The sequence below is a fragment of the Massilia sp. YIM B02443 genome (assembly GCF_030411955.1).
Lineage (GTDB): Bacteria > Pseudomonadota > Gammaproteobacteria > Burkholderiales > Burkholderiaceae_D > Telluria.
In genome coordinates this window covers 493523-505676 of sequence record NZ_JASNRA010000001.1, presented here as the reverse complement: position 1 = coordinate 505676, position 12154 = coordinate 493523, and the positions used below count along the sequence as shown (strand labels likewise).

Genomic DNA, 12154 nt, shown 5'->3' with positions numbered 1-12154 from the left:
GCACCCATGAAACAGCCCTTCCGCCTCCCCTTCGTGCTCGTCGGCCTGGTCGCCTTCGTCATCATCTACGCCTTCATCCAGCGCCCCGCCCCGCAGCCACCGGCCCCGCCGCCGCCGCTGATCTCGCTCGAGAAAATGGGCCACCTGGTCTCGCTCAAGATGAACTATGCCGACATCATCGAGTTCACCCAGCCCAACGCCGTCGACATCCCCTGGACCCGGCGCGAAGTGCCGCTCGGCTCGACCCGCGTGCTGCTGGTCGCGCGCGGCGACTGCACGGTTGCGACCGACCTGCGCCAGGCGCGCTACGAGAACATCGACAACAGCGCGCGTACCCTGACGGTGGTGCTGCCGCAGCCGGCGCCGCTGCAGGCGCGCCTCAACCACGAGGCGCGCGAGAAAGGCGGCTCCTACTTCTACGCCGTCACCGAACAGGGACTGCAGACCATCATCCCCGACGCAAAGACCCGCACCGGCGCCATGGACAAGGCGCTGGCCACCGCGCAGGCCTCGGTGCAGGCGGCCTGCAGCCAGCCGGCGCTGCTGGCCACGGCGCGCGAAAACGCCGCCGGCGTGCTGCATGCGACGCTGCTCGCCACCGGATGGACGCCAGAGGTGACCTGGGAAACCGCGCCGCGCTGACGGCGTGACAATCGGCGAGATTCGACAGCACGTTCCCTGCCTATACTCATCGGTTTCACTCACGGAGAAACGATGAAAACGATATTCGCCGCAGCATGCCTGGCCTTCGGCCTGTTCCTGTCCGCCCCATCGGACGCCGCCACGCCGACGCCGGCCCAGGATCGCCAGCAGATCGAAGCCGTCGTCGAGACCTTCCGCAAGGCGATCATCGACAAGGACAAGGACAGCTTCATGCAGCTGTTCCTGCACGGGAACGTCACCTGGTCCGGCGTGACCACCGACGCCAGCCTCGAGCATCTCTACGCCACTCGCCCAGACCCCAAGCTGCCGCGCCCAAGCAAGTACTTCAACGGCAACCCGCGCACCTTCATCGAAGGCATCGCCAAGAGCAGCACCCGGAAGGAGGAAACTTTCGAGAACGTGCGCATCGACAGCGATGGCGAAGTGGCCCAGGTGTGGTTCGACTACAGCTTCATCGACGACGGCCACAGGCAGAACTGGGGCAAGGAAAGCTGGCAGATGGTACGCACCGAGAATGGCTGGAAGATCGCCGCCGTGGTGTGGTCGATGGAATTCGGCCCGCCGAAGAAGACGGCCGGCTGATCCGGGTCGAACGTACTACTACGTACGCAATCCGCATGAGCATTCGTGTAGAATCCTTGCAGCAGGTTATCGAAATAATTTAACTATATAGGTGACACAACCATGCGAGTCTTCCCGTCCAAAGGAAAATCCCTCGTCTTCGCTTTCGCTGCGACCGTCCTCTCGGCCAGCGCCTTCGCCCAGAACTGGCCCGACAACACCGTGACCGTGGTCGTGCCATGGCCGGCCGGCGGCCCGTCGGACATCGCGGCGCGCCCGCTGGCGAAAGGCCTGACCACCAACCTGAAACAGTCGTTCGTGATCGATAACCGCGGCGGCGGCGGCGGCAACATCGGCACCGCGGCGGTGACCCGCGCCAAGCCGGACGGCATGACCATGCTGATCACCTCGAGCGCACCGATCGTGATCAACCCGAGCCTGTACAAGAAGATGCCGTTCGATCCGGCCAAGGACCTGATCCCGGTCACCAACCTGCTGCGCGCACCGCTGGTGCTGGTCGCCCACCCGTCGGTGCCGGCCAAGAACCTGAAGGAGCTGATGGCGCACATCCAGTCGAAGAAGGGCCAGTTCTCGTACGCTTCGTCGGGCAACGGCACGCCGCAGCACCTGACCGGTGAACTGTTCCGCAGCGTGACCAAGCTGGACATGGTGCACGTGCCGTACAAGGGCTCGGCGCCGGCGATTTCGGACCTGCTGGGCGGCCACATCCCGATGATGTTCGACAGCACCATCGCCATCATGCCGCACATTAAGAGCGGCAAGGTGAAGCCGATCGCCGTCTCGGGCAACAAGCGCTCGCCGCTGCTGCCGGACGTGCCGACCTTCGCCGAAGCCGGCCTGCCGGCGATCGAATCGTACGCCTGGTACGGCCTGTTCGTGCCGGCCAAGACCCCGAAGGCGGTCGTCGACAAGATCAACGCCGAATCGCAGAAGGTCATGAAGCAGCCTGACTTCCAGCGCGTGCTGACCGACACCGGCACCGAATACGTGGGCGACTCGCCGGAGAACTTCGCCAAGTTCGTGGCGGCCGAAAGCCAGAAGTGGTCGAAAGTCGTGAAGGACAGCGGCGCAACCGTCGACTGATCCTTGCCCGATCCATGAAAAACGGCTGGCGCGTGCCAGCCGTTTTTTTATGCCCGTTCTGTTCAGGCCTTGTCCGCGCTTGCGGGCGGCGCCGACCATCCGGCGCGCGTCGCCACGTGCATGAAGTGCGGCGCCGTCAGGCTCACGCCCTGCGCGCCGAAGGCATCGACGATCTGCTGGTGCAGCCCGGTGCGCACCTCGGCGCGCTCGCGCGGGTCGGCCACGTCGGCATACGCCGTCAGCCGGTATTCGACGTAGAAATCCGAGAGCGCGGTCTGCACCACGAACGGGCGCGGCTCGGCCACCACGCCCGGCGTGGCCAGCGCCGCCTGCTCCAGCAGCGCGTGCACCTGGCGCCAAGGCGTGTCGTAGCCGAACGTGACCCGGGTCTCGACCACGAAGCCGCTTTTCGCAACGCCATCGGGATGCGCGCGCGAGTAGTTGCGCGTGGTATTCCCGAGTATCCAGGCGTTGGGCATCAAGACCTCTTCGCCCAGGCCGGTGCGCAGGCGCGTCTCGAACATGCCCAGCTCGATCACCGTGCCTTCAGAATCTCCCACCTTCACGTATTCGCCCTTGCGCAGCGAGCGGGTATACATCAGGATCAGGCCGGCCGCGCCCTGGGCCACGATGCTCGACGCGCCGATCGACACCATCAGGCCGGCCAGCACCGTCACGCCCTGGAACGCCGCCGTGTGCGATCCCGGCAGGTAGGGATACGACATCGCCAGCGCGAACAAAGCGATCACCAGGTTGACCAGGCGCCGCGTCGGCGCCGCCGTGTCCTGGTCCAGCCAGCCCACCTGCAATTCTCCGCTTTCGACGCGCTTGAACACCGAAGCCGCGGTCAGCATCACGATGCGCGCCAGCGCCACGATCACCAGCACCACCAGCAAGCCCGGAATCGCCGCCGCCGTCGACTGGCCGATGCCGGCCGCCATTTCGAGCAGGTAGCCCTTGAGCCACTCGCCCCAGCTGCGCGTATAGGCGAATTCGCGCAGCAGGAAGGTGATCCAGATGTAGGTGGCGAGCAGGCGCAGCGCCCACACCACCGCCATCGTCACCTGGCTCAGGAAGCGCACGTAGAGCTGGGCGTCGAGCAGGCGCACGTTGCGGAAACTGAGCTGCGCCAGGCGCCGGCTCAACAGCCGCTCGAAGCGGGTCTTGGCGGCGCGGCGCAATGCGATCAGGCCGCGCAGCACGAAGCCGTACACCACGGTGGCGCCGATGCACAGCGCGGCCGCTTCCAGCAGCACGCGCGGGTCGCTCGCTTCGCGCCGCGCCTGCAACGCGCGCCCCAGCCGCTCGGCGCTGTCCTGCGCCACGTCGTGCGGGGTGTCGCCGGCCAGCGCGTTGACGTCGCCCGGCGTCACCAGGAACAGCGGCGCACCATCGAGCAGCACCTGCGTGCCTTCAGCGATCCCCTGCAGCGTGACGCGCTGCGGACCGTTCTTGGCCAGCGCCTTGTCCAGGCGCCGCTGCGCCGCTTCCAGGCGCTCTTGCGGCGAATGGCCGGCCAAGGTCGAGCGGAACACGAACACCTTGCGCGTGGCGACCGTGAAGTCGGCACGGGCCGTCAACGGCGCCGCTGGTGGCGCCTGGGCGGCCGCGGACGCCGCCGCGGCCAGGGACGGCTCGGCAGCGCAGCCTGGCGCCAGCGGCGACAGAAGGATCAGCGTCAGCAGGAATAGTCGTAACAGCGGCATGGAACGATCGCGCAAAATCGGAAAAATCAGAATGTTACCCTAGATCATTAAATCGGGCGAATCGCTGTTGCAAACTTGCTGCCCAGCTACCGTATGCCGTGTCTTTTCGATAACGACTAACATTTTCGTTATCGTCGTGGCCACAAATCAGTGGCCGTTCAACACTTCAGAGGAGCCAAGCATGGATTCGCAAGACAAGAAGCCAGAGGAAGGCGTGACGCCGTCGCGCCGCCGTTTCGTCAGCACCGTTGCCGCCGGGGTCGCCGCCTCGGCCGCTGCCGTTCCGGCCCTGGCCCAGCAGGCGGGAGGTGGCAGCCAGCCCGCCGCCGGCGCCGTGCGCGAAGCGGCCAAGCGCTACCCGCGCCCGCCGTTCCCGAAGCAGGACCAATCGTGGCCGGCGCTGGCCAGCAAGATGACGCCACGCCCAGACCATGGCGAAACCACCTACCGCGGCAGCGGCCGCCTGACGGGGCGCAAGGCATTGATTACCGGCGGCGACTCGGGCATCGGCCGCGCCGCCGCGATCGCCTATGCGCGCGAAGGCGCGGACGTGGCGATCGGCTACCTGCCGGCGGAAGAACCCGATGCGCGCGAAGTGATCCAGCTGATCCGCGCCGCCGGCCGCAAGGCGGTGGCGATTCCCGGCGACATCCGCGACGAAGCCTTCTGCAAGAAACTGGTGGAAACGGCGGTGCGCGAACTGGGCGGCCTGGACATCCTGGTCAACAACGCCGCGCGCCAGCAGAACAACGCCTCGATCCTGGACATCACCAGCGAGCAGTTCGACTGGACCATCAAGACCAATGTGTACGCGGTGTTCTGGATCACCAAGGCGGCGATCCCGCACATGGCGGCCGGCAGCGCCATCATCAACACTTCCTCGCAGACGGCCTACGATCCGCCCGAGAAGCTGCTCGACTATTCGGGCACCAAGGCGTTCGAGGTGGCGTTCACCAAGTCGCTGTCCAAGCAGATGGCGGCCAAGGGGATCCGCGTGAATGCGGTGGCGCCGGGGCCGGTGTGGACGCCGCTGCAGCTGGCAGGCGGCAATTCGCCGGAAGGCCGGGAAAAGTTTGGGGAAGATACGCCGATGAAGCGTCCGGGCCAGCCGGCCGAGCTGGCGGGCATCTATGTGCTGCTGGCGTCGGACGAAGCGAGCTTCACCACCGGCCACGTGTATGGCGCGGCAGGTGGTGGCGGCCAGCCGTAAGCGTCAATGGACATGGCGAGCCATGGCGGCTCGCCATTGCAGGGAAGATGCGGCCTGCCCGGAATCGGCGGGCGCGGGCCGGTGGTCAGCGGCGCAGCAGGCGCGCCAGCAGCGACGGGATCGAACGGGTAGGAATCAGTTTGCCCAGCGGGCCGGCATAGTTGCAACGCGACGTGACGGTCATTTTTTTATCTCCTCCGAAACATAGCTTGCAATGTAAGCAAAGTTGCCCGGCGGTTCTGTGCGTTGACGCGCATAGCATGAACGATCCCCCATCCCTGCCGCGCGCGCCCCGATCCGATTGAGCCATATCATTTGCGAAGTGGCGCCGCGTCCTATCCTCGCAGATCGGACGGCAGCACCACCGCCTCACGTATGACAGGCATTCATTCTCAACCGACATGGAGGACGACATGGGCTACGCAGATCGTGACAAATACGGCATCTACCGCGGCGGCAGCAGCACGGGTCCCGGCCCGGCGCTGATGGGCGCCGACACCCTGATCGGCGACGGCGTGGTCAACGCCGCCGAGGAAGACCTGGGCGACATCAAGGAAATCATGCTCGACATGCAGACCGGCCAAGTGGCCTACGCCGTGCTGGCCTTCGGCGGCTTCCTCGGCATGGGCGAAAAACTGTTCGCCGTGCCGTGGCAGGCACTGCACCTGGACACGGTGAACAAACGCTTCGTGCTGAACGTGGACAAGGACCGCCTCAAGAGCGCGCCCGGTTTCGACAAGGACGCCTGGCCCGACATGAGCGACATGAGCTGGGCCAGCGGCATCCACAGCTTCTACGGCACCGACATCAACCGCTCGGGCGGCCCGACCATGGGTCCGGGCGTGCCGATGGGCGGGATGGTGAGCGGTTCCGGCACCGGCAGTTCGACCTATGCGGGCGGCGCGGCCGGGTCGAGCATGGGTTCCGGCTCGGCGGGCAGCATGGGCTCCGGTTCGGCCGGCAGCATGGGCTCGATCGGCAGCGTCGATCCGCGACCGGGCAACCTGGGCGACGACAAGGATATCAGCAAGATCCGGGGTAGCAATATCGGTTAAGCCGATCGAGCCGGGACGGATGCCCGTCCCGCCGTAGGGTTGGCGGCTATGCCGCCGACACGGTGATAGTTGGCGGCAGATTCATCCGGCACGATGCCGGAGCCGATAACAATCACCGCGTCGGCGGCCGAGCCGCCAACCCTGTTAGGGCAAAGTTGTAATGTCCCTTTCTAGCAAAGTTGAAATGTCCACTTTTGCTAGATAGCTCATGCTGATGATTCCAAAACGTTTGGGGTCCAGCGTGAGCGCAACTGGGAGCATTACCGTGCAGGAGTTGGAGCGGGCTAAAGTCATCGAAGCCTATGCCAGAGGCGAGATCAAAGCCGCAGTCGCGGCGTTCAGGCTGCAACTTAGTACGAAGCAGGTTCGGCGGCTGCGAGCAAGCTTCGAGCAGGATGGATTGCAGGGTTTAGTCTCTCGCAGACGAGGAAGGCCGGGCAACAATCAGCTCGAGCCAGGAATAGCTCAGAAAGCACTGCAGCTAGTCCGAGATCACTATGCTGATTTTGGACCAACACTGGCTTGCGAGATGCTCAAAGAGCGGCATCAGGTAACGCTGTCGAAAGAGACATTGCGTGCCCTGATGATCGATGCCGGCATATGGGTGCCGCGCGCAGCAAAGCGCGCTGGCTTGCATCAGCCGCGTGAGCGGCGCGCTTGCCTGGGTGAGCTGGTGCAGATCGACGGAAGCCGTCACGAATGGTTCGAAGAACGCAATCGAGCCTGCACTGTTCTGGCGTTTGTCGATGATGCTACTAGCCGGATTCTGCATCTGCAGTTTGCCGAGACCGAAACCACAGTAAGCTACTTCGATGCCATGCGCAGTTATTTGCAGCAGTGTGGCAAGCCCCAAGCGTTCTATGCAGACCGCGCTGCTGTCTTCCGTGCTCCTGCAGCAAACAAACATGTTCCGACGCAGTTCCAGCGAGCCTTGGACGAGCTAGGTATTGAACTGATCTGCGCTAACTCGCCCCAAGCCAAAGGACGAGTAGAGAGGGCCAATCGTACGCTACAAGACCGGCTTGTGAAGCAGCTGCGTTTGGAGGAAATTAGCGATATCGAAGCCGCCAATGAATGGAGCCAAGGATTCGTACGGGCATACAACGACCGCTTTGCCCGCATCCCGCGCAGCCCGTTGGACTTACATACCCCATTGCGTAAAAACGAAGACTTGACGCTTATTCTATCTCTGCGTCATCTTCGAAAGCTCAGTACTCAGCTGACGCTGCAACTCGACGGTCGAAAATTTGTGCTCGAGGATGTACCCGAAGCGCGTGCCCTGATTGGCCAACCGATTGCCATCCACACTTACCGGGATGGACACATCGAATTACGTGGAGCCGGACTAGTGCTAGCGCACTCGATACACGAACCAGCACTTCTAGCTGGGCCAACAGAAGTCGATAGCAAGTCGTTGCATCAGGCCGTCGACCAAGTCGCTTCACAAAAGTCCAGGCGTGCTCGACCGTACCTAGATCACCAGAGCGCTACCCAAGTCTCACAAGGCGTAAGGTCGGCCAAGAAGATGTCCGCTGAAAAACGTAGCCGGCAGCCTTAAACGTCCCAGGAAAAAGGGACATTTCAACTTTGCTAGAAGCGGACATTTCAACTTTGCCTTTACAAACCCTACGTCTTATCTTGATGCGCACGTCACCGCTGCATTGACTCCCACACCTTCTGCAAACGCTTGGCCGACACCGGCATCGGCGTGCGCAGCTCCTGCGCGAACAGCGACACGCGCAGCTCTTCCAGCATCCAGCGGAACTCGATCATGCGCGGATCGTTGTTCTTGCCGGCCCCGTTCTTGAGCGTGCGCTGGAACTGGGCGGCGGCCGTCTGCCACTCGGCCATCAGCTGCGCATCGCGCGACGGATTGCCGCGCAGCTTCTCGAGACGCACGTTGATCGCCTTGAGGTAGCGCGGGAAGTGCGCCAGCTGGCTGTACTCGTTGTCCGCGATGAAGCGCTTGTGGATCAGGCCCTGCAGCTGCGCTTGAATGTCCGACGCCACCGGCGCAGGCAGCGCCTGCACCCGCTTTGGCAGCCCATGGAACTCGCCCAGGATCTGCCCCGCCAGGCGCGCCACTTCGTTGATCAACAGCCCGATGCGGCCCTTGCCCTCGTCCTTGCGCTTGTTGAACGAGGCCGCGTCTGTCGGCAGCGGGTCCTGCAAACACGCGATGTCGATCGCCTTGGCCACGATCTGGTCGCGCAGGTCTTCCTGCGAACCGATGTTCATGAACTGCATGCCCATGCCCTGCAGGCCCGGGATGTTCTTCTCGGCGAACTTGAGCTGTTCCTTGAACTGCAGCGCGAACAGGCGGCGCAGGCCGATGCGGTGGGTGCGCGCGGCCACGTTCGGGTCGTCGAACACTTCCAGGTCGCAATGCGTGCCCTTGTCGACCAGCGCCGGGAAGCCGATCAGCGTCAGCTTGCCCTGGGTGATCTCGAGCAGTTCCGGCAGCTCGCCGAAGGTCCAGCCCGTCAGTCCCGTGTGCGCGCCCGGTGCGCTCGGCGCCGGTGCGGCCGCCGGGGTGGCAACCGCGCCCTTGCCTTTGCCGGCAGCCGGCGCAGGCGCAGCCGTTACCGGCTTGGCCGCCTGGGCCCGGCCGCTCGCCACGTCCGGCTTCGCCTCCGCCATCTTCTGGAAGCTCTGGCGTGCCTGTCCCCCGAGTTCACCCTGCAGCGTGGCCAGGTTGCGTCCCATGTCGAGCTGGCGGCCATGCTCGTCGATGACCTTGAAGTTCATCGTCAGGTGCACCGGCAGCGTCTCGAGCTTGAAGTCGCCCGTGAGCACGGCGATGCCGGTCTGGGCGCGGATGTCCGCGATCAGCACGTCGACCAGGTCGCCGCGGCCGAACGAACCGGCGGCGTCGATGCGCTCCACAAAACGCGCCGCGTAGTCCGGCAGCGGCACGCAATGGCGGCGCAGCTTCTGCGGCAGGGATTTCAGCAGCAGGTGCACCTTCTCCTTGAGCATGCCCGGCACCAGCCAGCCGGCGCGCTCCTGCGGAATCTGGTTCAGCGCGAACAGCGGCACCGCCAGCGTGACGCCGTCGCGCGGGCTGCCCGGCTCGAAGTGGTAGGTCAGTCCCATCTCGATGCCGGTGACGAGCATCGTCTTCGGGAACAGCTCGGTGGTGACGCCGGCCGCCTCGTGCCGCATCAGTTCTTCGCGGTTCAAGTACAAGAGCTTCGGATTGTCGCGCGCCCCGTCCTTGTACCACTTCTCGAAGCCGGCGCCGTTCACGATGTCGTGCGGGATCTGCTGGTCGTAGAAGGCGGCGATCAGCTGGTCGTCCACCAGCACGTCCTGGCGACGCGACTTGTGCTCGAGGTTCTCGATGTCCTTCACCAGCTTGTGGTTGTGGATGTAGAACGGCAGCCGCGTTTCGTAGTCGCCCGCGACCAGCGCGTCGCGGATGAAGATCTCGCGCGCCTCGACCGGGTTGCGCTGGCCGTAGTTGATGCGCCGGCCGCCATAGACCACGATGCCGTACAGCGTGGCGCGCTCCAGCGCAGTGACCTGGGCCTGCTTCTTTTCCCAACGCGGCTCGCCCCATGATTTTTTCAACAGGTGCGCGCCGACCTTCTCCAGCCACTCGGGCTGGATCTGGGCGACCGTGCGCGCATACAGGCGCGTGGTCTCGACCAGTTCGGCCGCCATGATCCAGCGCCCCGCCTTCTTGCCCAGCGTCGAGCCGGGCCAGATGTGGAACTTGATGCCGCGCGCGCCCAGGTACACGCCGCCCTGCTCGTCCTCGGCCTTGAAGCCGATGTTGCCCAGCAGGCCAGTCAGCAGCGCCAGGTGCAGCTGTTCATAGGTGGCCGGCGACTCGTTCAAACGCCAGCCCTGCTCGCGCACGATGGTCAGCAGTTGCGAATGCACGTCGCGCCACTCTCGCAGGCGCAGCTGCGACAGGAAGTTGGCGCGGCAGTTGTCGGCAAGCTGGCGGTTGGTTTTCTTGTGTTCGATCGCGTCTTCGAACCAGGCCCAGATCTTGAGGTAGCTGAGGAATTCGGACTTCTCGTCGGCGAATTTCTTGTGCTTCTCGTCGGCCTGCTGCTGGTACTCGATCGGGCGGTCGCGCGGGTCCTGCGTCGACAGGGCCGAGGCCACGATCAGCATCTCGGTCAGGCAGTGGTTGTCGAGCGCGGCCAGGATCATGCGGCCCACGCGCGGGTCGAGTGGCAGCTTGGCCAGCTTGCGGCCCAGCGGCGTCAGCTCATTGCTGTCGTCGACGGCGCCGATTTCCTGCAGCAGCTGGTAGCCGTCGGCGATCGCGCGGCCTTGCGGCGCCTCGATGAAAGGGAAGGTCTCGACATCGGTCAGGCGCAGGGACTTCATGCGCAGGATGACGGCGGCCAGCGACGAGCGCAGGATCTCGGGTTCGGTGAACTTCGGACGCTTGAGGAAATCGTCTTCCTCGAACAGGCGGATGCAAACGCCGTCGGCCACGCGGCCGCAGCGGCCGGCGCGCTGGTTGGCGGCCGATTGCGCGATCGGCTCGACCTGCAGCTGCTCGACCTTGTTCCTGAAACTGTAGCGTTTTACACGCGCCAGGCCGGTGTCGACCACGTAGCGGATGCCCGGCACGGTCAGCGAGGTCTCGGCCACGTTGGTGGCCAGCACGATGCGGCGCGCGTTGCCGTTCGGGCGGAACACGCGGTCCTGCTCCTCGACCGACAGACGGGCGAACAGCGGCAGGATGTCTACGTGCGGCGGGTGGTGCTTGCGCAGCGCCTCGGCGCAGTCGCGGATCTCGCGCTCGCCCGGCAGGAACACCAGCACGTCGCCCGAGCCGATGCGGCACAACTCGTCGACCGCGTCGACCACGCCGTCCATCAGGTCGCGTTTTTCACGCGCGGCCTGCGCTTTCGGCAGCGGCTTGGTCGGATCGGACGGCGCCGCGCCCGCAACCGGATCGCGGTCGATCGGGCGATAGCGCACCTCGACCTTGTACAGGCGGCCCGAGACCTCGATCACCGGCGCCGGCTTGTCGTTGGCCGCGAAGTGGCGCGCAAAACGGTCCGCATCGATGGTCGCCGAGGTGATGATCACCTTCAGGTCGGGACGGCGCGGCAGCAGCCCCTTGAGGTAGCCGAGCAGGAAGTCGATGTTCAGGCTGCGTTCGTGGGCTTCGTCGATGATGATCGTGTCGTAGCCCTTGAGCAGCGGGTCGGTCTGGGTTTCGGCCAGCAGGATACCGTCGGTCATCAGCTTGACCGAGGCGCCCTTCTGCAGCGTGTCGTTGAAACGCACCTTGAAGCCGACGTGTTCGCCCAGCGGCGAACCGAGTTCCTGCGCGATGCGCTTGGCGGTCGACGACGCGGCGATACGGCGCGGCTGGGTGTGGCCGATCAGGGCCTTCGATCCACGGCCCAGTTCCAGGCAGATTTTCGGCAGCTGCGTGGTCTTGCCGGAACCGGTTTCGCCCGAGACGATGACGACCTGGTTCTCTTGAATCGCCTTCGCGATCTCGGCGCGGCGGCCGGATACCGGCAGGTCTTCGGGGAACGTAATCAAGGGTAGCGGGTTGCGCACGACAGGAGCATCCTCACGCGGCGCGCGTTCCTGGCGCGGGCGCTGGCCTTCGGTACGCGGCTGACCATTGCCCGCCGGGCGCTGGCCTTCGGTACGCGGCGGACGCGCCCCTTCCGCACGCGCAGGCGCGCGACGCGGCCCGCCGTCGCGGCGTTCCGGCCTGGTCTGCAGTTCGCCGTCCGGCGTCTGCGTCATTGGCGCGCGCGTTTCCACCGGCGTCGAAGCGTTCTCGTTGGTTGCAGCGCGCGCCGGTTGCGGCAAAGGCTTGTTACTCTGTTCAGACATTGATTTTTACTAGGGAATTTGGTGCG

Annotated in this window: 8 protein-coding genes; 6 read left to right on the top strand and 2 right to left on the bottom strand. The window is 64.9% G+C overall.

Annotated features, from left to right (window positions below; translation table 11 throughout):
• The first annotated feature begins 6 nt into the window (after positions 1-6).
• The 3 genes from QPK27_RS02190 to QPK27_RS02180 all read left to right on the top strand — a co-directional run bounded on the left by QPK27_RS02190 (position 7) and on the right by QPK27_RS02180 (position 2328).
• Positions 7-642, top strand: a complete 636-nt coding sequence (locus QPK27_RS02190) for a DUF4230 domain-containing protein (protein ID WP_290416552.1) — start codon at positions 7-9, stop codon at positions 640-642.
• 72 nt (positions 643-714) lie between these two features.
• Positions 715-1245 carry a nuclear transport factor 2 family protein gene (locus QPK27_RS02185; RefSeq protein ID WP_290416551.1) on the top strand — a complete coding sequence of 177 codons (531 nt, stop codon included), beginning with the start codon at positions 715-717 and terminating at the stop codon, positions 1243-1245.
• A 102-nt stretch (positions 1246-1347) separates the two neighbouring features.
• The gene (locus QPK27_RS02180; protein WP_290416550.1) at positions 1348-2328 is read left to right on the top strand and encodes a tripartite tricarboxylate transporter substrate binding protein; all 981 of its coding nucleotides are present in this window, start codon (positions 1348-1350) and stop codon (positions 2326-2328) included.
• Positions 2329-2390: 62 nt separating this feature from the next.
• Here QPK27_RS02180 and QPK27_RS02175 read toward each other — a convergent pair whose 3' ends face one another.
• Positions 2391-4034 carry a mechanosensitive ion channel family protein gene (locus tag QPK27_RS02175; protein ID WP_290416549.1) on the bottom strand — a complete coding sequence of 548 codons (1644 nt, stop codon included), beginning with the start codon at positions 4032-4034 and terminating at the stop codon, positions 2391-2393.
• 181 nt (positions 4035-4215) lie between these two features.
• On the opposite strand from QPK27_RS02175, the gene QPK27_RS02170 reads away from it, so the two are divergent.
• From QPK27_RS02170 to QPK27_RS02160, 3 genes are all read left to right on the top strand, one after another.
• On the top strand, positions 4216-5244 hold the full coding sequence (locus QPK27_RS02170) for an SDR family oxidoreductase (RefSeq protein ID WP_290416548.1): 1029 nt from the start codon (positions 4216-4218) through the stop codon (positions 5242-5244).
• A 413-nt stretch (positions 5245-5657) separates the two neighbouring features.
• Complete coding sequence (locus QPK27_RS02165; protein ID WP_290416547.1) at positions 5658-6299, top strand: PRC-barrel domain-containing protein; 642 nt, start codon at positions 5658-5660, stop codon at positions 6297-6299.
• A 208-nt stretch (positions 6300-6507) separates the two neighbouring features.
• The gene (locus QPK27_RS02160) at positions 6508-7857 is read left to right on the top strand and encodes an ISNCY family transposase (protein ID WP_290416546.1); all 1350 of its coding nucleotides are present in this window, start codon (positions 6508-6510) and stop codon (positions 7855-7857) included.
• 92 nt (positions 7858-7949) lie between these two features.
• Here QPK27_RS02160 and hrpA read toward each other — a convergent pair whose 3' ends face one another.
• Positions 7950-12128, bottom strand: coding sequence for an ATP-dependent RNA helicase HrpA (gene hrpA / locus QPK27_RS02155; RefSeq protein ID WP_290416545.1), 4179 nt, complete (start codon positions 12126-12128; stop codon positions 7950-7952).
• Positions 12129-12154: the final 26 nt, after the last annotated feature.

What these genes read in the sequence shown, in the direction of transcription:
- QPK27_RS02190 (WP_290416552.1), top strand. Translation starts at nt 7, where the DNA reads ATGAAACAGCCCTTCCGCCTCCCCTTCGTGCTCGTCGGCCTGGTCGCC.
- QPK27_RS02185 (WP_290416551.1), top strand. Translation starts at nt 715, where the DNA reads ATGAAAACGATATTCGCCGCAGCATGCCTGGCCTTCGGCCTGTTCCTG.
- QPK27_RS02180 (WP_290416550.1), top strand. Translation starts at nt 1,348, where the DNA reads ATGCGAGTCTTCCCGTCCAAAGGAAAATCCCTCGTCTTCGCTTTCGCT.
- QPK27_RS02175 (WP_290416549.1), bottom strand. Translation starts at nt 4,034, where the DNA reads ATGCCGCTGTTACGACTATTCCTGCTGACGCTGATCCTTCTGTCGCCG.
- QPK27_RS02170 (WP_290416548.1), top strand. Translation starts at nt 4,216, where the DNA reads ATGGATTCGCAAGACAAGAAGCCAGAGGAAGGCGTGACGCCGTCGCGC.
- QPK27_RS02165 (WP_290416547.1), top strand. Translation starts at nt 5,658, where the DNA reads ATGGGCTACGCAGATCGTGACAAATACGGCATCTACCGCGGCGGCAGC.
- QPK27_RS02160 (WP_290416546.1), top strand. Translation starts at nt 6,508, where the DNA reads ATGCTGATGATTCCAAAACGTTTGGGGTCCAGCGTGAGCGCAACTGGG.
- hrpA (WP_290416545.1), bottom strand. Translation starts at nt 12,128, where the DNA reads ATGTCTGAACAGAGTAACAAGCCTTTGCCGCAACCGGCGCGCGCTGCA.